The organism is Spectribacter acetivorans, from assembly GCF_031846305.1.
Lineage (GTDB): Bacteria > Pseudomonadota > Gammaproteobacteria > Nevskiales > Salinisphaeraceae > Spectribacter > Spectribacter acetivorans.
The window spans coordinates 104073-125408 of sequence record NZ_JAVRHY010000001.1 but is presented as its reverse complement, the minus strand read 5'-3'; the positions used below and the strand labels follow the sequence as shown (position 1 = coordinate 125408).

Genomic DNA, 21336 nt, shown 5'->3' with positions numbered 1-21336 from the left:
CATTCGCCATGCCGCGGGCCAGTTGCACCGCCGCGCTATTCTCACGTCTGCGCCGGCCGCAAACAACCGCCAGCGTCGGGCGTCGGCGGCGCGAGCCCGCTCTGGTCCAGGCACTGTTCAATGAATGTCTGGACCGAGGCTTCGCGCCGGGCACTCAGATGCGAGCCGTGATACCAGTGAATCGGCGCCCCGCCCCAGTGATCGGCCAGCCGCGTGGCCTGACCCGGGGGCACCAGTTGATCGCCGGTGGCGGCGAACACGAAGCGGCGATCCGCCCCCACCCGGCAGGGCAGCATCAGTGGCGATACCGGGGCAAGTGCGGCCCGTGCCAGCGCCGGGGTCACGCCGGCGGCCTCGATATAGCGCAGATGCAGGATCGGCAGGTGGCGCCACACCACATCGGCCATGTCGGCCAGCGGGATGCCGGCAATCACGCATCGCAGGTCCCGATCCAGCGCCGACAACAGGGCCGCGTTGTACCCGCCCAGGCTGTAGCCGAGGACGCCGACATCCGCCTCCGGTTCGTTTCGGCGCAGCCAGGCCAGCGTCCGCCGCAGATCCCAGAGTGCCTGAGATTCCGCGTGAAATATGTCCGCCATGTGCCCGTCCAGAAAGCCGCTTCCGCTGCGCGCGTGAACCTTGCGTTCGCCGTGCAGGGGCAGAATGGGCATCAGGAGGTTGTAACCCAGGTCCCGGTGCAACCGCTCGACCTGGAACAGGCTGAAATCGATTGCCGGGCGCCCCATGCGGTAGCCGTGGATGCACAGCAGCCAGGGTCGCGGCGGACCCGGATGCCGGAACACCCGCACCGCCATGCGCTGATTGGCCGCCTGCGCCTGCCAGCGTTCGGCCCCCGGCAGGGCCGGATCGGGGCGGTAGCCGCTGTCGAAACGCAGCAGCAGGAAGCCCTGCCCGGCCGCGTAACGATGGCCCAGGGCCGGCTTCGCCGGCGCAGGCGGCGCCGGATGCAGCCGGTCCGGTTCGGCCAGCCAGCCACGCTGTTCACCCAGGTCCCGCAGACGCGCCAGTTCCAGCGCGTCCCCCGCCACCTGTTGGCCGGTGGGCACCCGGGCGGTCCCCACGAAATAGGCCAGGATCGCCTCGTCCCAGGCGGCCTTGCCGGCCAGACGCCAGTCCAGCCGGGGCACCGGCACATCGGCACCGGCGGCGGCCTGGAACACTGCCGTATAGCCGGCCACGAAGAAGCACAGCAACGCCAGCAGTGCCAGTCCCAGCACGGGGAAAACGCCCAGAAACGGCCATAACCCGGCGGATAACAGCATGCCGGTCAGCGCCCCGAATGCCAGGTAATGGGAAATCTGGCGGTCGCCGGGGAACAGCAGCAGCGCCAGCCCGGGGGCAAGCATCAGGGCGCCGGACGGGCTCATCACCAGCCCGGCAATCAGACCCGCGCGCCAGCCCACGGCCAGCCAGAACAGCCCGGCCACCACCGGAAGCAGCGCCGGCCAGAACCAGCGGGGCTGGGAGCGCATGCGGGCCGATGGATCGGTCATGCCGGCGCCGCCAGCAGCGTGACCACGACACTGACGACCAGCAGTATCACCTCGAGCGGCCAGCGCCAGGGTCGGCGGCGACGGATGCCATCGATGGCCAGCGGCGCGATCACGGCCGGCAGGGCCACCAGCCCTGTACGTTGCAGGACCGGGCCGATTTCAGCGCCGATCCGGGCTCCCAGGTCGGCATGCACCGCCAGCATCAGCGCCACCACACCGGACACGATGGCCACGCTGGCGCTGCCCAGCAGTATCACCCAGTTGACGAACTGAACCGCTCTCAACGCGACCCGCCGCGTCCTCGCAGCGCGTCCAGATACGTCAGCAGACCGGGGGCGATCTCGCGATAGAAAGCCGGACTGCGCATCGCCACCTGCACCAGGGTGGCCGCGAAGAAGCGCACGATGCGATTGCGGTACTCGAACACGCTGCCCACCATCGGCACCGGCGCATCGTCGAGTATGGTCAACCGGTCCTCGGGTTCCGGACCGGTTCGGACCACCAGACTGACCTCCACGCGCAGCGGCTTGCGCCGACGGCCACGACGTTCGCCGCTGCCGGCCACGGCGGTCAGGTTCCTGTTGCGCCACGAGTCATGGCACGAGTATCCCCTACTCGCCCCGGTGCTGACCACCGGCGTAGCATGGGCACCGACGTTTTCGACAGGGCAAACCCTCTCATGTCCGGCAGACAGGTGGTCTTCGCGCACGGCAAGGAAAGCGGCCCCTGGGGCACCAAGATCCGGTATCTCGCGGATCTGGCGGTGGCCGAGGGCTGGGCGGTGGAAAGCCCGGATTACAGTGGCCTGGACGATCCCGCCGACCGGCTGGAACAGCTGCTGGCCCGGCCACGCGACGCCGAGCGGCTGGTGTTGTGCGGCTCGAGCATGGGCGGCTACGTCAGCGCCATGGCCTGCCAGCGGCTGCAACCCCACGGGCTGTTTCTGCTGGCGCCGGCGCTGTATCTGCCCGGCTATCCGGGCGAGCCCGATGATTGCCCATCGGCGACGGTGGTGGTGCATGGCTGGCAGGACGACATCGTGCCGCCAGCCAATGCCATCCGGTTCGCCGAATCCCGTGGATGCCCCCTGCATCTGCTCGACGACGGCCATCGCCTGGTCGACAGCCTGGATTTCATCGGCCAGCAGTTCAGCGCGTTGTTGCGTTCGCTGGGCTGACCGGTTCCCGCAGCGCCCGGGCGCATTCCGCCACCAGACCCGGGCCGCGGTAGATCAGGCCGGTGTACATCTGCACCAGGCTCGCGCCTGCCGCGAGCTTGGCGCGCGCCGCCTCGCCGCTATCAATACCCCCCACGCCGATAATCGGGATTTCCCCAGCCAGCGCGCCGGCCAGCGCCGCGATCACCTCGTTGGCCATCGCGGCCATCGACGCGCCACTCAGCCCGCCCTGCTCCGCCGCCAGGGGATGCCCAGCGACACCCGGTCGACTGAGGGTGGTGTTGGTGGCAATCACCGCATCCACCCCGGCGCGGCGGAAACTGTCGGCCATCGTCTGCAGCGCGGCCGCGTCCAGGTCCGGCGCCACCTTGACCGCCAGCGGCACGTAGCGGCCGTCCTGATCCGCCAGCCGCTGTTGCGCGGCTTTCAGGTCGGCCAGCAGCGCCTCGAGCGCTTCGCCCGCCTGCAGATCACGCAGGCCCACGGTGTTCGGCGAGGATATGTTGACCGTCACGTAATCGGCCTGCGGGTAAACCCGTTCCAGCGCCCACAGGTAATCATCGGCAGCCCGTTCCAGCGGCGTGGTCGCGTTCTTGCCGATATTGATGCCCAGAATGCCGCGATAACGGCGCCCGGCCAGCCGTTCGAGCAGCGCCTCGACGCCGTCGTTGTTGAAGCCCAGCCGGTTGATCAGTGCCCCGGCCTCGGGCAGCCGGAATACTCGCGGCCGGGGGTTGCCAGGCTGCGGGTGCGGCGTCACCGTGCCGATTTCCAGAAAACCGAAACCCAGCGCCCCCAGGCCGTCGACACAGCGGCCATCTTTGTCCAGGCCGGCCGCCAGCCCCACCGGGTTGGGAAAATCCAGCCCCATCACCCGGCGCGGCGACGCCGGCACCCGCCGGCCGAACAACTGCGCGTTGAGCGAGGCAGTCCGCGCCAGACTCGTCAGCGTCAGGGCATGGGCTTTTTCGGGGTCCAGCGCGAACAGCGCGCTGCGGGCCAGTCGATACATGCGCGCATTATGCCCGACGCCCGCGATTCATCCGGATGACAGGGGCGCCCCGCCGGTTTAACATCGGCGGCAAACCAGACGCAGGACAAACAACAATGCGTATCGACGCCATTCTGATGGTGCTGGGCGTGGCCGTGATGGCCGCCGGCACCTTCTTCGTGCTGGAAACCACGGTGGAAACGCCGGGACCGCAGCTCAAGTCGGTCACGCCGGAAGCGCCGCCGGTAGTCGAGGAAAGCGAAGCCTAGACGCGACGCCGCCGGGGGCGCCTGTCGCTGACCGGCAGGAGCTTTCGTTCAGCGCCACCGGCGCCGACACCCGGGCCGATTTCATTCAGCCGAGGCTGCTGCCGTAGCCGCGTCCCGGCCGAGCGCGGGGCTCGTTGACCAACTCAACCATGACGCACCCACCCGTCGACAATCGCGAACATCGCCTCTGTGTCGCGCCGATGATGGCGTGGACGGATCGCCATTGCCGGGTGTTTCACCGGCAGCTGACGCGGCACGCGCGGCTGTATACCGAAATGGTGACCACCGGGGCGATCCGGCACGGGGATCGTGACCGGCTGCTGGCATTCGATGCCGCCGAGCAGCCGGTGGCGCTGCAGGTCGGCGGCTGCGACCCGGCGGACATGGCACTGGCCGCCCGGGTGGCCGCGGATTACGGCTATGCCGAAATCAACATCAACGTGGGCTGCCCCTCGGACCGGGTCCAGCACGGGGCATTCGGCGCCTGCCTGATGGCCGAGCCGGCGCGCGTGGCCGATTGCGTGTCAGCGATGCGGGCGGCGGCGCCGTTGCCGGTGACGGTGAAAACCCGCATCGGCATCGATCACCGGGACGATTACGCATTTCTGCACGCGTTTGCCGGTCAGGTGGCGGACGCCGGCTGCGAGGTGCTGATCGTGCACGCCCGCAAGGCCTGGCTGTCCGGCCTGTCGCCCAAGGCCAATCGCGAGGTGCCGCCGCTGGATTACGAGCGGGTCTACCGCCTCAAACGGGATTTTCCGGCCCTGCGGGTGGTGCTCAATGGCGGCATCAACACACTCGACCAGGCAGCCATAGCGCTCAAGCAGGTGGATGGCGTCATGATCGGCCGGGCCGCCTATCAGCGCCCGTGGCTGCTGGCCGGGGTCGATCGGCAGCTGTTCGGCGAACGTGACGAACCGGTCACCCGCCACGACGCGATCCGGGCGTTGTTGCCCTACATCGAGCGCGCCATGCATGATGACGCCGAACTCAAGCATGTCACCCGCCATCTGCTGGGGCTGTTTCACGGCTGCCCGGGCGGGCGGCGCTGGCGGCGGCTGCTGAGCGAACAGGCCCATCGTCCCGGCGCCGGCATCGATACGCTGCTGGCGGCGCTGGCCGAGGTCCCCGAACAATCCACCGCGGAGGTCGCCTGATGCGCACCCTGTCCCGGCTCGGTGCCGGCCTGCTGGCCGTCGTCGCGTCCCTGTCCACCCATGCCCAGGAGACCAACCCGATGGTCCGAATGGATACCAGCCTCGGCGAGATCCGCATCGAGCTGTTCGCCGACCAGGCCCCGAAAACGGTCGACAATTTCCTGACGTATGTACGCGACGGGTTCTACGACGGCACCATCTTTCATCGGGTGATCCCGGGCTTCGTGATCCAGGGCGGCGGCTTCACCGCCGAGTTCGATCGCAAGGCCACTCGCGATCCGATCCGCAACGAGGCCGACAACGGGCTGGACAACGAACGCGGGACCCTGTCGATGGCGCGCACCAGCGATCCGAACTCGGCCACCTCCCAGTTCTTCGTCAATCTCAACGACAACAAGCCGCTCGATCAAGGCCCCGGCAACGCCGGCTACGCCGTGTTCGGGCGTGTGGTCGCGGGCATGGACGTGGTGGACAAGATCGCCGCCCTGCCCACCGGCGCCGCCGGCCCGTTCCGACAGGACGCCCCGCAGGAAACCGCGCTGATCGAATCGGCGGCCGTTATCGAGCCCTGACGCGGACCCCGGCAGCGTGGCGCTGCATTTCATTGCCGATCTGCACCTGGAGCCGCGGCGACCGGGCCTTAACGGCGTCATGCAGCGCTACCTTGCCGGCCCGGCGCGTGAGGCCGAGGCGCTCTACATCCTCGGCGACCTGTTCGAATACTGGGTCGGTGATGACGGCGGACTGCGCACCCATTCCGACACCGTGGCCGGCATCCGGCGGCTGGCCGATCACGGCGTGCCGGTCTATTTCATGCGCGGCAATCGGGACTTTGCGGTGGGCGACGCCTTCGCGGAGGCTGCCGGACTCACCCTGCTCGAGGATCCGGCCACCCTGGATTTCGACGGTCGCCAAGTGGTGCTGTCGCACGGGGACCGCCTGTGCACCGACGACCTCGCCCACCAGCGTTTCCGCGCCCGCTACACCGACCCGGCCTGGCTGAACCGGATGCTGGCGCTGCCTCTGTGGCAGCGACAGTGGATTGCTCGCTATGCCCGCTGGCGCAGCCGTCTGCGCGGCCGCCGCAGCGATCCGGAAATCATGGACGTCAACCGGCACACGGTGCGGGCCTTCATGGCCGAACGGGAAACCCGGCTGCTGATCCACGGCCACACCCACCGCCCCGCCGATCATGAGCTTACGGTCGATGGCGAAAACGCTCATCGGCTGGTGCTGGCCGACTGGCGGAAGAATCGGGGGGAGGTGCTGGTACTGGATCGGACCGGCTGGCAACGCCACGCCCTGGACTGAACGCCAGCGCACCGACCGGCGCCCCTGTCACGGGCACCGCACATCACCTAGACTGCGGAAACAGACGTAATCGACAGCGATCTGCCGAGCTATCACGCGGTGGACCGCTCGCCAGGAGCCCATCGCCATGGCCACCACCGCGAAAGAAGCCGCCCGCCAGATCATCGAGCATCTGCCGGATCAGGCCACCTGGGATGACATCATGTACGAGCTGTACGTGAAGCAGAAGATCGAGGCGGGGCTGCAGGCAGTCCGGGATGGGCGCGTGGTCTCGCATGAGGAAGCCAAACGCCGTCTACTGAAGAATGCGCCTTGAATGGACGGAACCAGCGCTGGATGACCTGACCCGGCTGAGCGACCATATCGGTCGGGATTCCACCGTCTATGCCTACCAGTTCATCAGCCGTATCTTCGATGCCGGGGCGCAGCTTGCCGATTTTCCGCGACTGGGCCGAGAGGTTCCGGAAGCCACAGACGCTACCGGCGAAGTCCGCGAACTGTTGTTTCGAGACTACCGGATAATTTACCGGTTAGAGCCAGGTGAAGTGGTTCGGATACTAACGGTCATCCATGGCGCCAGAGACCTGGCCGGGGATAACGGCAAGCCCTGGGAATAACGCCGCCGTGCTCTTCACCAGGTCTTACCCGCCGTCGCGGGCACGCAGATAATCCAGCTCCGGCTCCGCAAAACCCGCACGGCGACGATCCGGAAAGTTATACGGGCCGGGCGGCCCGCCGTTCATGTAGGTCTCGAGCAGGTGCGGAAACAGCGCATCCGGATCCTCGCCACGCTGCTCGCAGTAGTGCCGGAACCAGCGGGTGCCGATAGCCACGTGCGGCACCTCCTCTTCCAGGATGATTTCCAGGATGGCCACCGTTTCCCGGTCGCCGGCGCCGGTGAGGCGCTTGATCATCCCGGGTGTGACATCCAGCCCGCGGGCCTCCAGCACGCGCGGGACCAGCGCCATGCGCACCAGTACGTCGTGAGCTGTTTTTACCGCGGCTTCCCACAATCCGTTGTGGGCGTCGAAATCGCCGTAGGCGAAGCCAAGCTCGCCCAACCGTTCGTTCAGCAGGCGGAAGTGCCGCGTCTCGTCGGCGGCGACCCGCAGCCAGTCGCGGTAGAAATCCGGCGGCATGCCGGTGAAACGCCAGGCGGCGTCCAGTCCCAGGTTGATGGCATTGAACTCGATGTGGGCGATGGCGTGGACCAGCGCGGCCCGGCCCTCGACCGTGCCCAGACCCCGCCGCGGCAGTTTCGCCGGGTGCACCAGCAGCGGGCGGGACGGCTGCCCGGGGACCGGAATGGCCGGCGATTCGCCGGTTTCGTCGGCCAGCATGCCGGCATCCTCGGCCGCCAGTTCATCGACCCGGCGACACTTGTCCGCCGGGTCGACGGCCATCAGGGCCGAATGGATGTCGTCACGCGTCAAGAGCGGCCAGCCCCGGTTCGAGATCGGCGATGATGTCCTCGACGTTTTCCAGACCGGCCGAAATCCGCACCAGCCCATCGCCGATGCCGGCGCGAGCGCGTTCCTCGGCGGAAATCCGCGAATGGGTAGTACTGGCCGGGTGCACGATGGTGGTCCGGGTATCGCCCAGATTGGCCGTGATCGACAGCATGCGGGTGCCGTTGATCACCCGCCAGGCCCCGGCACGGCCGCCGGCCACCTCGAATGCCAGAATGCCCCCGAAGCCGGTCTGCTGACGGCTCGCCAGCTCGTGCTGGGGATGCGACGCCAGCCCGGGGTAATGCACCCGTGTGACGCCCGGTTGCGCCTCCAGCCAGGTCGCCAGCGTCTGGGCGTTCTCGCTGTGGGCACGCATGCGCACTTCCAGGGTTTCCAGCGCCTTGTGGAAAATCCAGGCATTGAACGGGCTCATCGCCGGCCCGGCCGTGCGCAGGAAGCCGAACACCTTCTCGCCCACGGTCTCGGCGTCCCCGATCACCGCGCCGCCCAGCGCCCGGCCCTGGCCGTCCAGGAACTTGGTGGCGGAATGAATGACGATATCGGCGCCGAAATCGAACGGTTTCTGCAGCGCCGGGGTGCAGAAGCAGTTGTCTACCACCAGCCAGCAGTCGTGCTCACGGGCGATCTGGGCCAGCGCGGCGATATCCACCACCTCGGTGAGCGGATTCGACGGGGTCTCCACGAACAGCATCCGCGTGTCGGGCGTGACCGCCTCGCGCCAGGCGTCGACATCCGTGGTAGCCACGTAACTGGTGCGGATGCCCAGCTTGCCCAGGTAGTTGTTGAACAGGCTGATGGTGGAGCCGAACAGGGTGTTGGCGGCCACGATGTGATCGCCTTGCTCCAGCAGTCCGAGGCAGGTGGACAGGATCGCGGACATGCCTGACGACGTGGCCACGCAGCACTCGCCACCTTCCATCGCCGCCAGCCGTTCACCGAAGGCGCGGACGGTGGGATTGGTGAAGCGCGAGTAGATGTTGCCCGGCTCGTCGCCGGCGAACCGTGCGGCAGCCTGGTCGGCCGAATCGAACACGAAACTGGACGTGGCGAAGATGGGTTCGCTGTGCTCACCTTCGGGCGTGCGACTATGGCCGGCCCGCACGCCGCGGGTGGCGGTGCCCCAGGTGGGTTGGTCGTTCTCATTCATTTCGATCACCCGTTACAACACGATAAGACATTGTCTGCGGGCACAAAAAAACCCGCGTGCGAAGCGGGTCATGCCCGATTTAGCAGTATTTATTACGCGCCCGCAAGCTGGTCACAAATCGGCGCACTTCGCTAGTAAAGACTAGCCCTGCCCCGGCAGCCGGGTCAAGTTGATGCGGATCGGGTTCAGCGCGCGTTATGCAGTTCGATCACCGCGCCCGGGGCGCTGCGGCGCTGCTCCTTGGCCGAATCGGAGCGGAACAGCTCCAGTTGCGACAGGTAGTCATCGTTGATATCGGCGGTGACGTAATCGCCGGTGAATACCGAATCCTCGAACCGCTGGATATGCGGATTGCCCTTCTGCACCGCCCGGCGCAGGTCGTCCATGTCCTGGTAGATCAGACGGTCGGCGCCGATGATGCGGCAGATTTCGTCCTCGTCGTAGCCATGCGCCACCAGTTCACTGGCCGAGGGCATATCGATGCCGTAGACGTTGGGATAGCGCACCGGGGGCGCGGCGGAGGCGAAGTAAACCTTGTTGGCGCCCGCTTCGCGGGCCATCTGGATGATCTGCTGCGAGGTGGTGCCGCGTACGATGGAGTCGTCCACCAGCAGCACGTTCTTGCCGGCGAACTCCAGGTCGATGGGGTTGAGCTTCTGGCGCACGGATTTCTTGCGCTGCTGCTGCCCCGGCATGATGAAGGTACGCCCGATGTAGCGATTCTTGATGAAGCCCTCGCGGTACTTCACGTCCAGCTGGGCCGCCAGTTCCACCGCGGCGGTACGGGAGGTCGAGGGGATCGGGATCACCACATCGATATCGTGGTCCGCCCATTCCCGCCTTATCTTGTCGGCCAGATAGGTGCCCATGCGCAACCGCGACTTGTACACGTACACGTTGTCGATCACCGAATCCGGCCGGGCCAGGTAGACATATTCGAAGATGCAGGGCGACACCACCGGCTTTTCGGCGCACTGGCGCACGTGGAGCTGGCCGTCGAGGGTAATCACCACCGCCTCGCCCGGCTGGATATCGCCGATCAGTTCGAACCCTAGCGCATCCAGCGCCACGCTTTCCGAGGCCACCATGTAATCGGTGCCCGTCAGCCCGGTACGCTTGCCGTAGACCACCGGCCGGATGCCGTTCGGGTCACGGAAGGCCACCAGCCCGTAGCCGGTGATCATGGCCACTGCCGCGTAGGCGCCGCGGCAGCGACGGTGCAGGGCCGCCACCGACTCGAATACATCGTTCTCGTTGAGCGTCAGCCCGCCGCGAAGCATCAGTTCGTGGGCGAACGCGTTGAGCAGGATCTCGCTGTCGGAATCGGTATTCAGATGGCGACGGTCGGCGCGGAACAGGGCCTCGCTCAGCTCGCCGGCATTGGTGAGGTTGCCATTGTGCGACAGGCAGATGCCGTAGGGGGTGTTCACGTAGAACGGCTGGGCCTCGGCCGAGGATTCCACCCCCGCCGTGGGATAGCGCACATGGCCGACCCCGGCATTACCCTGCAGGCGCACCATGTGCTCGGTACGGAAGACATCCCGCACCAGCCCATTGTCCTTGCGCAGATGCAGACGGCCGTCCTGGGTGGTAATGATGCCGGCGGCATCCTGCCCGCGGTGCTGCAGGACGGTCAGTGCATCGTAGATGTCCTGATTGACCGGCCCCTGGGCGACCATTCCGGCAATTCCACACATGGTTAGGCGTTGTCTCCCGTGTCGTTGGTTGGGACCGACTCGTCGGTAGGCACCGTCGGATCGAAGCGGATTTCCGAGGCCAGTTCTTCCGGCAGCCAGTCCCGAAGCCAGACGGCGCCCCGCTCCAGATGCCCGACGAACAGCGACTGATCCCACCAGTCGTCCCGGGGCACCGGCGTGAGCCCGGCAATGAGCACCAGCAACACCAGCAACGCAGCCCCGCGCAGCACCCCGAACAGACCGCCCAGGCCGCGATCGGTGCCGGCAAACCCGGTTCGGTCGACCAGCCCGGCCATCAGGTGATTGAATACCGCCCCGATAATGAGCACGGCGATGAACAGCACCCCGAAGGCCACGGCCAGACGCGCGGAACCCACGGAGATCCAGCCTTCAAGCATGCCGGCGGCCGGCGTGGCAAAGCGGAATGCCAGCCAGAAGGCCACGATCCACGTGGCCAGACCAATCGCCTCGCGAAAGAAGCCACGGAAGAACCCGACCATGGCCGAAACGGCGATCACGGCCAGAATCGCGTAGTCGATCCAGATCACCGGCGGCTACCGCTGCGAGGGCGTCATGACGCGGATGTTACCAGACCGGAGACACAGCCGGCCTATTCGGCCGACTGTACCTGCGGCTGGTGTCCCGCCCCGCGCAGCTTGACCGCGGCGTGCTCGGCCTCGGCCTCACTGCCAAACGGACCGACCCGCACCCGGTAGAACGTACGCTCACCCACCGCGGCCGGCTGATAGAACGCCGGAAAGTCGGGATTCAGTTCCGCCGCCAGGCTGCGCGCATTGGCCTCGTCGCCGAAGCTGCCGACCTGGACAACCCAGTCTCCCGCGGGTGTCTGCTCGCGACGCAAGCTGGTTGCGGCCGGAGGCGCCTCGGCGGGCTCGCTTTCGGGCTCGGGCTCGGGCTCGGGTTCCGGATCTGGCTCGGGTTCCGGCTCGGGTGCCGGTTGCGGCTCGGGCTCGGGTGCGTCGGGCGTTTCCTGCTTCGGTTGCGATGCCGGTGGCTCTGTCTCGCCAGACTGGTCCCGGGCAGGCGCGGGCTGCGACACCTGCGCCGGCGGCGTGTCCGTCTGTTCCGTTCCGGACGAAGTGCCTGTCGCCGAAGCCGTCTCATCCTCGTCCACCGGTACGGCTTCGCCTGACGGGCGGATCTCGAACACCCGCACCTCTTCACCCTCGCCCGGGCCGTCGGGCTGGGCCAGCCAGACCAGCGTCGCCGGAATCAGCACCCCAATGGCCAGCAGCACGGCCGCGCCCAGCAGGCGCAGTTTGGTCACATCTTCCACGGGCTATCCTCCAACAGCGTCATGACCTCGCCCACGGTATAGAACGACCCGCAGACTAGGATGCGATCACCGGGCTCGGCCCGGGCGCGGGCGGCAGCGAATGCCGACCCGATATCGTCATGGGCCGAAGCCGGCCCCGGTAGTTGCGCGGCCAGCGCCTCGCCGGCCAGGCCCCGCGAACCCGTCAGACCGCCGGCAAACCAGGCCGTCACGACATCGGCCAGACGGGCGGTCGCATCGGCGATCGGTTTGTTCGCGAGCATGCCGGTGACGGCCAGTGTCCGGCCGGACACCGGGTGCGCCCCGAGCCATTCGCGCAGGACCGCCATGGCCTCGACGTTGTGGCCCACATCCAGCACCAGGTCCACTGAACCGGCCAGTCGCTGGCGGCGGCCCGGCACCGCGAACCCGGCAAGCCGGGCATCGATGACCGACGCATCCAATGGATAGCCGGCGGCGCGAAGCGTGGCAAGAGCCGCCGCCAGATTATCGGGCAGCAGACCCGGGACCGGTTGCAGCGTGAATTCGGCCCCGGTCCAGTCATGCCAGTGCCAGTGTTGCTCCCCGGCCGCCAGGTCGTAATCGATCCCGATCCGGCGCAGCACCGCGCCGATTGTCGAGGCGGCGGCGGCGATGCTGGCGGGCGGATCACGGTCTGCACAGATGGCATCCCGGCCGGCTCGAAAGATGCCGGCCTTCTCGCGGCCGATGGCCTCGCGGTTGTCGCCCAGCCAGTCGACGTGATCCAGACCGATGCTGGTGATCACCGAGGCCGTCGCGTCAAATGCATTCACCGCATCCAGCCGCCCGCCCATGCCGACTTCGAGTACCACCTGATCCACCCCGGCCTGCGCGAAGCAGTGCATGGCCGTGAGCGTGCCGAATTCGAAATAGGTCAGCGAAATGTCGCCGCGGGCATCGGACACGGCGCGGAACGCGGCGACCAGATCGGCGTCATCGATCGGCTCGCCGTCGATGCGGATGCGCTCGTTGTAACGCACCAGGTGCGGCGAGGTATACACGCCGGTACGCCCAGTAAGCAGGCACTCCAGCGCCAGCGCGCAGCTGCCCTTGCCGTTGGTGCCCCCCACCGCCAGGATCGGGGCCGGAAACGGCTGCAGTCCCATGCGGCCCCCGACTGCCACCACGCGGGCCAGATCGAGATCGATTTCCCGCGGGTGAAGCGTTTCCTGCCAGCGCAGCCAGTCGTCGACGGTAACCGGGGTCGGCGACAGGACCGCGCTCATTGAATCTCGGTAGCGCGGGCTTTCTGGTGGGTCATCATCGCCAGCAGATTGTGCACGCGGTCACGCAGTTCGCGGCGGTCCACGATCATGTCGATGGCACCGTGCTCCAGCAGGAATTCGCTGCGCTGGAAGCCTTCCGGCAGCGTCTGCTGCACCGTCTGCTCGATCACGCGCGGGCCGGCAAAACCGATCAGGGCGCCCGGCTCGGCCATGTTGATGTCGCCCAGCATGGAAAAACTGGCGGCGACGCCGCCCATGGTCGGATGGGTGAGCACCGACACGAACGGCTGCCCGGCCGCGCTCAGCCGGCCGAGGGCCGAACTGGTCTTGGCCATCTGCAGAAGCGAGAACAGACCTTCCTGCATGCGGGCGCCGCCGCTGGCGGAAAAGCACACCAGCGGACGCTTGCGTTCCGCGGCGTGCAGCGCGGCGCGGGCGAACTTCTCGCCTACCACGCTACCCATCGAGCCGCCCATGAAACGGAAGTCCATGGCGCCGGCGACCATGGCCAGCCCCTTGACCGCCCCGTCCATGACGATGATCGCCTCGCGTTCCTCGGTATCACGCTGGGCCTGCTGCAGGCGCTCGCGGTACTTGCGGCTGTCACGGAATTTGAGCGGGTCGCGCGGCTCAATGCCAGCGAAAAGCTCTTCACGTGGCTCGTGGTCGAGAAACGTATCCAGCCGCTGGCGGCCGGTGAGCACCTGATGCGCGCCGCACTTGGGGCAGACCTGGATGGTGCGCTCCATTTCCGCGCGGTAGAGCACCGCGCCGCAGTCGTCGCACTTGGTCCAGACTCCCTCGGGGACGTTCTTCTTGCCCTCGGCGTCGCGGTTCATCTGCGAGGGCATGATCTTCTCGAGCCAACTCATGCGCTTGCTCCGGCCGCGGCAGTGGTTTCATCCATGGCCCGGCGCATGGCCGCGAGGGTGGCCGGCACCTCGGTGCAGAGCCGGTCGCGATCCGCGCCGATCTCGCCGATCTGGCCAACCAGGGCGCTGCCCACAACCACCCCGTCCGCCACCCGGGCCACGGCGGCCGCAGCTTCCGGGGTGCTGATACCAAAGCCCACGGCCAGGGGCTGGTTCGCATGCCGGCGAATCATCGCCAGCCGGTCGTCCAGCGCGGCCACATCCAGTGACGCCGCACCTGTCACGCCCTTGAGCGACACGTAATACAGGAAGCCACTGGCATGTTCGGCCACCCGGGCCAGCCGCGATTCGATGGTGGTCGGGGCGACCAGGCAGACCGTGTCCAAGCCAGCGGCGGTGAACAGCGGGGCCACGTCGCCGGCCTCGTCGGCCCCCAGGTCCACGGCGAGAATGCCGTCCACGCCCGCCTCCGCGGCCGCGCTGGCGAACGGCTCGATCCCCATCGACTCGAGCGGGTTGAGGTAGCCCATCAGCACGATCGGGGTGTCGGTGTCATCGCGGCGAAAGGCCCGGACCATCTCGAGCACGTCGCGCAACGACGTGCCGCCGGCCAGCGCCCGTTCACAGGCCGCCTGGATCACCGGACCATCGGCCATCGGATCGGAGAACGGCACCCCCAGCTCCAGAATGTCCGCCCCGGCCCCGACCAGACCGTGCAGCAACGCCACGGTGCTGTCCGCATCCGGATCGCCGGCGGTTATATACGGAATCAGCGCGGTGCGGCCGGCGGCGGCCAGGGCCTCGAAGCGGGTGCGGATTCGGCTCAAAGGTCGGCTCCGTCGAATTCGGCCACGGTCGCCACATCCTTGTCGCCACGGCCGGACAGGTTGATCAGCACATGCTGATCGGTATCCATGTCCGCAGCCAGCTGCATCGCATAGGCCACGGCGTGCGCGGTTTCCAGTGCCGGCATGATGCCTTCAACGCGAGTCAGCTCGTGGAAGGCGGCCAGGGCCTCGCGATCGGTGACGCTGCCGTAGTGGGCACGGCCGATATCCTTCAGCCAGGAGTGCTCGGGCCCGACGCCGGGATAGTCCAGCCCGGCGGAAATCGAGTGGGTGGCCGAAATCTGGCCGTTGTCGTCCTGCATCAGATAGGTGCGGTTGCCGTGCAGCACACCGCTGCGCCCGCCGGTCAGGGGCGCCGCGTGGCGGCCGGTTTCGATGCCGTCGCCCCCGGCTTCCACCCCGTGCAGCGCCACCTGTTCATCATCCAGGAACGGATGAAACAGACCGATGGCATTGGAGCCGCCGCCCACGCAGGCCACCAGCGCATCCGGCAAGCGGCCGATGCGCTCCTGCATCTGGCCCCGGGCCTCGCGGCCGATCACGGACTGGAAATCCCGCACCATCGCCGGATACGGGTGGGGTCCGGCCACGGTGCCGATGATGTAGAAGGTGTCATCCACGTTGGTGACCCAGTCGCGCAGGGCCTCGTTCATGGCGTCCTTGAGGGTGCGGGAGCCGGATTCCACCGGCCGCACCTCGGCCCCGAGCAGCTTCATGCGGTAGACGTTCGGGGCCTGGCGTCTCACATCCTCGCTGCCCATGTAGACCACGCACTGCATGCCCAGCCTGGCGGCCACGGTGGCACTGGCCACCCCGTGCTGACCGGCGCCGGTTTCGGCAATCACCCGGCGCTTGCCCATGCGGGCGGCCAGCAAGCCCTGGCCGATGGTGTTATTCACCTTGTGGGCGCCGGTGTGGTTGAGATCCTCGCGCTTGAACCAAAGCTGGGCACCGCCGACCTTCCGGGACAGCCGTTCCGCGTGGTACACCGGCGAGGGCCGGCCCACGTAATGCTGCAGGTCGGCATCCAGTTCAGCCTGGAATTCGGGGTCGTTGCGCAGGCGATCGTAGGCCTCGCGCAGTTCCTCGAGCGGCGCCATCAGGGTTTCGGCGACAAAGCGCCCGCCATATGGCCCGAAATGGCCCCGGGCGTCGGGCATGTCACGCCAGGCGTGAAGGTTGGTCATATCAGTCGCGGTCGACACGGTAAATCGCCTCGATGAATTGCTGCATGAGTTGATGATCCTTGATGCCGGGCGCGATCTCGACGCCGCTGCTTACATCGACACCATAGGGTCGCATATCCCGCACTGCCGCACCGACATTGTCCGGCTGCAGCCCGCCGGCCGCAATCACCGCCGGGCCGTCCGGCAACACGCCGCGCTGCCAGTCGAAGGTTTCGCCGCGGCCGCCCGCCTCGCCCGCACGATGGCTGTCCAGCAGCAACGCGGCGGCATCGGGGAAGCGCTCGGCCCATTCCCCCGGGTCGGCGTCACCGCCCATGGGCACCGCGCGGATGTAAGACACCCCGAAGGCCTGACAGAACGCCGGGGCTTCATTGCCGTGAAACTGCAGAATATCCGGGCGCAGCGCGTCGATCACCGTTTGCACGGAGGCCGCGGCCGCATCCAGGAACAGCGCGGTGACCGCCACGAACGGCGGCAGCGCCCGGCAGACCTCGCGGGCCTGCTCGATGGTCACGAAACGGGGGCTCTGATCATAGAACACCAGGCCGATCGCGTCGGCGCCGGCCATGGCGGCGGCCCGGGCATCCTCGGCGCGGGTGATCCCGCAGATCTTCACGCGCGTTCGCACAGCGACTCCCTCGGTAATCGCGCCGGCCGGAGTTGCCGACGTGACCGACAGTTTACCAGCCGCCGCCCCCGGCAATCAGCGCCGACTCGGCCGGCGCATCCGGCAATCCGTAAGCTTTCGGGTATCCGACCGCCCGCAGATAGAGCCCGTCCGCCGGCGCCGTCGGCCCCGCCACCGTGCGATCGCCACCGGCCAGCAGCCGCGCCGGCCAGCCGGCATCCCGCTGACCGCGGCCCACCTGGATCAGGGTTCCAACCAGATTGCGCACCATGTGGTGCAGGAAGGCGTTGGCCCGCACCTCGATCACGATCAATCCCTGGCGGCGCTCGACACGCAACTGCTGCAGACGCCGCCACGGCGTGCGGGACTGACAGCCCGCGGCGCGAAAGGCGCTGAAATCATGCTCGCCGAGCAGGGGCTGGGCGGCCGCATGCATGACATCCGCATTCAGCCGGTAACGGCTGTGAGTGACGCGCCCCGCGGTCAGGGCATCGCGGGCGGGATGATCGAACAGCAGGTAGCGATAGGCCCGCCACTCTGCGGCGTAACGGGCATGAAAATCATCGGGCACCAGGCGCGCCCAGTGCAGGCTGATATCCGCCGGCAGGCGGGTGTTGCCACCAAACACCCAGGCCCGCGGCGGCCGCGGCGATGGCACATCGAAATGCACCACCTGCCCCGCCGCGTGAACCCCGGTGTCGGTACGGCCGGCACAAACCACCCGCACCGGCGCATCCGCCACCCGGCTCAGGGCGGATTCGACCCGTACCTGAACCGAATCCGCATGGGGCTGCGCCTGCCATCCGGCATAGGCGCTGCCCAGATACTGAACGCAGGCGGCGTAGCGCGGCATGGCGGGACAGTCGCCGGACGGGCCTTACAGGCGTTTGAGCAGGTCTTCCGCCTCGCGGCGCTGATCGGCCGTGCCCTGGTCGCGCACCTCTTCGAGCAGTGATCCGGCCATGTCGGGCTCGCCCATGTCGAGGTAGGCCCGGGCCAGATCCAGCTGAATCGCGAGGTCCTCGCCACCGGACTCGTCGGCCGGCGCATCCAGACCCATGTCATCGTCGATCGGACCCGCGGTGTCGTCGGGTGACACCGTATCGCCGAAATCGGGTGTGAGCGTCGCCGGCGATTCGGTTTCCGTCGCTGGTGCTGTCGCGAAGGGATCCTCCGCGCCGTCGGCCGGATCCGGGGTTTCGTCATCGAAGCCTGTCGGCGTGGCATCCTCGTCAAACGCGGCCTCGGCGCCGGTTCCGTCCGTGGGCGTATCGAGGTCGAATTCGTCATCCAGCCGGAAACTCTCGTCACCCGGAACCGTGTCCGAATCGGCTGTCGGGGCATCCAACTGACCGGCGGTCGTGTCGGGCGTCGCGGATTCGGGCCACGCCGGCTCCTCGGACAGCGAGAGATCGTCATCCCCCGACCACGTCGGCGCATCACCGCCATCCGCGGCACCCGATGCCCCGCCTGGTACCGGCGTCGCCGCCGGACGCCAGTCCTCGTCCAGATCGATATCCAGGGCCGCCGGGTCGTCCGCCGCCGGCTGATCCGGTTCCCGGGGGGCAACGTCCGGCTGTTCCCCGGCCACATCCGGTGCCTCGAACGACAGCCCGCCGTCATCAAAGGCCGACGCCGAACCAGCCGTCGCACCTAGGCCATCATCCAGACGGTCGCGATCGGCAGCCGCCGGGGAAGCCACGTCGCTGTCGGCAAAGGGATCGGCAAGCTCGTCCAGGCCGCCCTCGGCTGCCTCCGGCGCCTCACGGTCGGTCTCACCGGTCTCGCCGAGCCAGGGCTCGTCGCTGCTCGTGGCAATCTCATCCTGCCCGGCATCGCCGACCGAAAGGTCGCCGATATCGAACGCCAGCGGATCCGAGGACATCGCGTCATCGCCGGCCGCGGGCTGAACCGTACTGCCGGACTCGACCTCGAAATCGAACTGGTCAGGGTCGAGGTCAATGCCGGCTTCACCGGTGTGGGGCGCCGGCACGGATTCCGGCTCACGGCGCGCCGGTTCCGCCGCCGACCCGGGGGCGTCGCCGGCATCGAAGGATGCCAGCATCGCTTCGAACTCCTCGTCGGTCGACGGAGTCAGGTCATCGTCAGTGCGGTCATCTGCCGCGGCGGGTTCCGGGGCGGCCGCCGCAGCCGGCGTCAGCCAGGACTGCGGGGAATCGACCGGCTCGGACAGGCCGTCTGCCGGCTCGCCGGCCACCCGGGTGTTAGCAGCAAGATCGGTTTCGACGGTTGCGGGCACTTGCTGCGACGCCGGCAGCGGCACATCGACGAACAAATCCTCGTCGGGCGCCAGTTCACGGCCCATGGCTGCGGCTTCGCGCCAACGCTCGTCGTCCGGATCGGGCCGGGGAAAGATGTTGCGCGCCTCGGCAATGAAGGTATCCCGCTCGCCGGCCGCGTGCAGCACGGCCAGCGTGCGATCCTGCAGTCGGGGATCGTGGGGGTGATGCTCGCGGCCCATCGCCAGCACCGACAGGGCCTCGTCGTAGAGTTCGTTTTCCTCGTGGAAGCGGGCATCGGCCAGCACCTCCTCGACGTCGGGCGCGGGTTCCGGCACCGACTCGGGTACGGGCGCTGCGGCGGCGGTCGCTGGGGCCGGCGTGGCGGCCGTCGCGACCGCTGGCTCGTCCTGATCGAGGCCGCTGAAATCGGCCGGCACGGGCTTGTACTGCCGCCGGCGAAGATAGGCAAACAGCGCCACGACCAGTAGCAAACCGGCCAGCGCCAGCAGCAACTGCCGCGCGGTGAACAGGCCGGCGGCCGAATCCGGCACCACCGATTCCACCGGCGTGATTGGCTTGGCAGCATCGGATTCCGACCCGTCGTCGGCTTCGGCGGTGGCATCCCCGGTCGTGTCGTTCCCGGTTTCCGCGTTCGTTACCGTCGCACCGGGATCGGCATTGCCGTCCGCGCCGGTTTCATTGCGCCCGTCAGCGGCCGATGCGGCTTCGCCACCCGTTGCGTCGTCCGCGCCGGCATCCAGCCCCGCCACCATGTCACCGTCGGCGGGCTCATCCGTGGCCTCGCCGTTGTCCGACTCGGTGGTCGAAGGATTCGCTGTATCGGCCTCGCCATCGGCCGTCTTGTCATCAGCAACCGCATCCGCGGTGCCATCGCTGTTCCGGCTGTCGCCGGCTTCGGCGCCATTCGCCGTGACGTCACCATTCACCGCGCGCTGTGCCGGCGCGGCATCATCCGTCGCGTTGGTTTTTTGGTTGGTCGCCGCATCGTCGTTCCCAGCGGCTGACTCGTCCCGCGCGGCGTCACCGTTATCGTCGGCGGCCGCATTCGCGGCCAAAGCGCCAAGCGCTTCACCCGTGTCACCAGCGCCGTCGTCGTTCGACGTCGCGACACGAGTGGCACTCGCATCATCACCCGCGGATTCCTCGGCAGCTTCCAGTCTCAGTTCGCCGGCACTCCCGCCGTTGCTGGTCTGCCCCCCGCTGTCGGCCACTCGCGTCTGGCTCGAGGAGCCCCCCAGCTGCTCGAACGCACGACGCTGGTCGGCCACCAGTTGCGTGGCTTCGCGGCGACTGATCGCGCGGATATCCTCGAGCGACGGCACCAGCAGCGTCGCGCCCTTGAGCATCAGATTCATGTTGCCGTCGAAGGCCTGCGGATTGCTCCGGTAGAGCGCCACCAGCATCTGATCCATGGTCACCGACCCGGCCGGCCGGTTGTTGCTGGCCAGGCGCCAGAGCGTCTGATCGGCCTGAACCGGACCTATCCGGCGCGGTCCGTCCGCTGCTGGCCCGGCATCGCTATCGCCGGCCGGCTCGCCGTCGGTCGGTGCCTCGGGTTCCACCCTGGCGACGGGTTCGTCATCTGCCGGTTGCGACGGCCCGGTGTCGACCTCGGGTTGCGATTCCGGCTGAGGTGTCGCCGCGGTGTCGAACTCCGCACCCGCCGGCACCGACGGCGCAGCCTCCGCTGGCGCCCGGGCGGCGGGCGCGGACGTCGGGGGGTCCAGCAGGATGGTGTACTCGCGCAGTGCCCGGCGCCCCGACCAGGTGGCTTCCACCAGGAAGGTCAGGAACGGTTCGCGGACGCTGCGGGTGGACCGCATGCGAACCAGCAGGCGGCCGGTTTCCGCGCCTTCCGACAGCGCCAGCTCGACCTCGTCCAGAAGGCCGACCCGCTCGATGCCGAAACGCTCGAAGGCTGCCCGCGAGGCGACCCGCACGACGATTTCGTCCTGCTCCTCGGGTTTGACGCCGAGCAGCGGGAAGGACGCACGCAGGGGCTGGTTGAGAGCCGACTCGACACGAATGTCACCGAAACCCAGCGCATGCGCCGGGCCGACAACACCGGCCAGCATGACCAGAACGGCCGCAATGGCCAGCTTGCATCTCATGAAAATCCGTGTCTCCCGCCTCGGCACGTGCCGACCGTTATACGTCAGCCATCCGGGTGCATCAATGCGTGGCGCCGGGCCGGACGCCCGGCATCAGGGCTTTTCACCGTTATCGACCGATACCCGGCGAGCACCATAGGCTCAGCT

23 protein-coding genes and 1 riboswitch are annotated in these 21336 nt (G+C 67.9%); of the genes, 7 read left to right on the top strand and 16 right to left on the bottom strand.

Features of this window, described 5'->3' with window-relative positions; all coding sequences use genetic code 11:
• Positions 1-41: 41 nt before the first annotated feature.
• Genes RM531_RS00615 through RM531_RS00605 form a run of 3 tightly spaced genes read right to left on the bottom strand, consistent with a single transcriptional unit; the run spans position 42 to position 2079 of the window.
• Entirely contained in the window at positions 42-1514 is a 1473-nt protein-coding gene (locus RM531_RS00615) for an alpha/beta hydrolase family protein (protein ID WP_311656502.1), read from the bottom strand.
• Positions 1511-1798: a hypothetical protein gene (locus tag RM531_RS00610; RefSeq protein ID WP_311656500.1), complete on the bottom strand. Its 288-nt coding sequence runs from the start codon at positions 1796-1798 to the stop codon at positions 1511-1513. The genes RM531_RS00615 and RM531_RS00610 overlap by 4 nt, the downstream gene beginning before the upstream one ends.
• A complete protein-coding gene (locus RM531_RS00605; protein ID WP_311656499.1) occupies positions 1795-2079 on the bottom strand; it encodes a hypothetical protein in 285 nt (94 codons plus the stop codon). Before RM531_RS00605 ends, RM531_RS00610 begins: the two co-directional genes overlap by 4 nt.
• Before the next feature lie 114 nt (positions 2080-2193).
• On the opposite strand from RM531_RS00605, the gene RM531_RS00600 reads away from it, so the two are divergent.
• Positions 2194-2691, top strand: coding sequence for a YqiA/YcfP family alpha/beta fold hydrolase (locus tag RM531_RS00600; RefSeq protein ID WP_311656498.1), 498 nt, complete (start codon positions 2194-2196; stop codon positions 2689-2691).
• On the opposite strand, the gene RM531_RS00595 is transcribed toward RM531_RS00600, so the two are convergent.
• Positions 2663-3703 (bottom strand): quinone-dependent dihydroorotate dehydrogenase, encoded by a 1041-nt coding sequence (locus RM531_RS00595; RefSeq protein WP_311656496.1) that lies wholly within the window; start codon positions 3701-3703, stop codon positions 2663-2665. The two genes, RM531_RS00600 and RM531_RS00595, sit on opposite strands and share 29 nt — an antisense overlap.
• Before the next feature lie 95 nt (positions 3704-3798).
• Here RM531_RS00595 and RM531_RS00590 point away from each other — a divergent pair, with 95 nt between their 5' ends.
• The 6 genes from RM531_RS00590 (at position 3799) to RM531_RS00565 (ending at position 7036) form a co-directional block, all read left to right on the top strand.
• Complete coding sequence (locus RM531_RS00590; protein ID WP_311656495.1) at positions 3799-3951, top strand: hypothetical protein; 153 nt, start codon at positions 3799-3801, stop codon at positions 3949-3951.
• 149 nt (positions 3952-4100) lie between these two features.
• Positions 4101-5108 carry a tRNA dihydrouridine(20/20a) synthase DusA gene (gene dusA, locus RM531_RS00585; protein ID WP_311656494.1) on the top strand — a complete coding sequence of 336 codons (1008 nt, stop codon included), beginning with the start codon at positions 4101-4103 and terminating at the stop codon, positions 5106-5108.
• Positions 5108-5680, top strand: coding sequence for a peptidylprolyl isomerase (locus RM531_RS00580; RefSeq protein ID WP_349255365.1), 573 nt, complete (start codon positions 5108-5110; stop codon positions 5678-5680). The genes dusA and RM531_RS00580 overlap by 1 nt, the downstream gene beginning before the upstream one ends.
• A gap of 16 nt (positions 5681-5696) precedes the next feature.
• Positions 5697-6419 carry a UDP-2,3-diacylglucosamine diphosphatase gene (locus RM531_RS00575; protein ID WP_311656493.1) on the top strand — a complete coding sequence of 241 codons (723 nt, stop codon included), beginning with the start codon at positions 5697-5699 and terminating at the stop codon, positions 6417-6419.
• 127 nt (positions 6420-6546) lie between these two features.
• Positions 6547-6735, top strand: a complete 189-nt coding sequence (locus tag RM531_RS00570; protein ID WP_311656491.1) for a hypothetical protein — start codon at positions 6547-6549, stop codon at positions 6733-6735.
• On the top strand, positions 6725-7036 hold the full coding sequence (locus RM531_RS00565) for a type II toxin-antitoxin system RelE/ParE family toxin (protein WP_311656489.1): 312 nt from the start codon (positions 6725-6727) through the stop codon (positions 7034-7036). Before RM531_RS00570 ends, RM531_RS00565 begins: the two co-directional genes overlap by 11 nt.
• A 24-nt stretch (positions 7037-7060) precedes the next feature.
• Here the strand turns inward: RM531_RS00565 and RM531_RS00560 are convergent, their stop codons facing one another.
• The 12 genes from RM531_RS00560 to RM531_RS00505 form a co-directional block, all read right to left on the bottom strand.
• Positions 7061-7825 carry a ferritin-like domain-containing protein gene (locus RM531_RS00560; RefSeq protein ID WP_432280493.1) on the bottom strand — a complete coding sequence of 255 codons (765 nt, stop codon included), beginning with the start codon at positions 7823-7825 and terminating at the stop codon, positions 7061-7063.
• A 16-nt stretch (positions 7826-7841) separates the two neighbouring features.
• The gene (locus RM531_RS00555) at positions 7842-9038 is read right to left on the bottom strand and encodes an O-succinylhomoserine sulfhydrylase (RefSeq protein ID WP_311656486.1); all 1197 of its coding nucleotides are present in this window, start codon (positions 9036-9038) and stop codon (positions 7842-7844) included.
• A gap of 58 nt (positions 9039-9096) precedes the next feature.
• A riboswitch (SAM riboswitch) is annotated at positions 9097-9173 on the bottom strand.
• Positions 9174-9223: 50 nt separating this feature from the next.
• Complete coding sequence (gene purF / locus RM531_RS00550) at positions 9224-10735, bottom strand: amidophosphoribosyltransferase (protein ID WP_311656484.1); 1512 nt, start codon at positions 10733-10735, stop codon at positions 9224-9226.
• Positions 10736-10737: 2 nt separating this feature from the next.
• Positions 10738-11283: a CvpA family protein gene (locus tag RM531_RS00545; RefSeq protein ID WP_311656482.1), complete on the bottom strand. Its 546-nt coding sequence runs from the start codon at positions 11281-11283 to the stop codon at positions 10738-10740.
• A 62-nt stretch (positions 11284-11345) separates the two neighbouring features.
• A complete protein-coding gene (locus tag RM531_RS00540) occupies positions 11346-12032 on the bottom strand; it encodes an SPOR domain-containing protein (RefSeq protein WP_311656481.1) in 687 nt (228 codons plus the stop codon).
• On the bottom strand, positions 12020-13279 hold the full coding sequence (gene folC / locus RM531_RS00535) for a bifunctional tetrahydrofolate synthase/dihydrofolate synthase (protein WP_311656479.1): 1260 nt from the start codon (positions 13277-13279) through the stop codon (positions 12020-12022). Before folC ends, RM531_RS00540 begins: the two co-directional genes overlap by 13 nt.
• Positions 13276-14151 (bottom strand): acetyl-CoA carboxylase, carboxyltransferase subunit beta, encoded by an 876-nt coding sequence (gene accD, locus RM531_RS00530; protein WP_311656477.1) that lies wholly within the window; start codon positions 14149-14151, stop codon positions 13276-13278. Before accD ends, folC begins: the two co-directional genes overlap by 4 nt.
• The gene (trpA, locus tag RM531_RS00525) at positions 14148-14978 is read right to left on the bottom strand and encodes a tryptophan synthase subunit alpha (RefSeq protein ID WP_311656475.1); all 831 of its coding nucleotides are present in this window, start codon (positions 14976-14978) and stop codon (positions 14148-14150) included. The genes accD and trpA overlap by 4 nt, the downstream gene beginning before the upstream one ends.
• Positions 14975-16186: a tryptophan synthase subunit beta gene (gene trpB, locus RM531_RS00520; protein WP_311656473.1), complete on the bottom strand. Its 1212-nt coding sequence runs from the start codon at positions 16184-16186 to the stop codon at positions 14975-14977. The genes trpA and trpB overlap by 4 nt, the downstream gene beginning before the upstream one ends.
• Before the next feature lies 1 nt (position 16187).
• On the bottom strand, positions 16188-16814 hold the full coding sequence (locus RM531_RS00515; RefSeq protein ID WP_311656472.1) for a phosphoribosylanthranilate isomerase: 627 nt from the start codon (positions 16812-16814) through the stop codon (positions 16188-16190).
• 52 nt (positions 16815-16866) lie between these two features.
• On the bottom strand, positions 16867-17667 hold the full coding sequence (gene truA / locus RM531_RS00510; RefSeq protein WP_311656471.1) for a tRNA pseudouridine(38-40) synthase TruA: 801 nt from the start codon (positions 17665-17667) through the stop codon (positions 16867-16869).
• Between the two features lie 24 nt (positions 17668-17691).
• Positions 17692-21189: a FimV/HubP family polar landmark protein gene (locus tag RM531_RS00505; RefSeq protein ID WP_311656470.1), complete on the bottom strand. Its 3498-nt coding sequence runs from the start codon at positions 21187-21189 to the stop codon at positions 17692-17694.
• Positions 21190-21336: the final 147 nt, after the last annotated feature.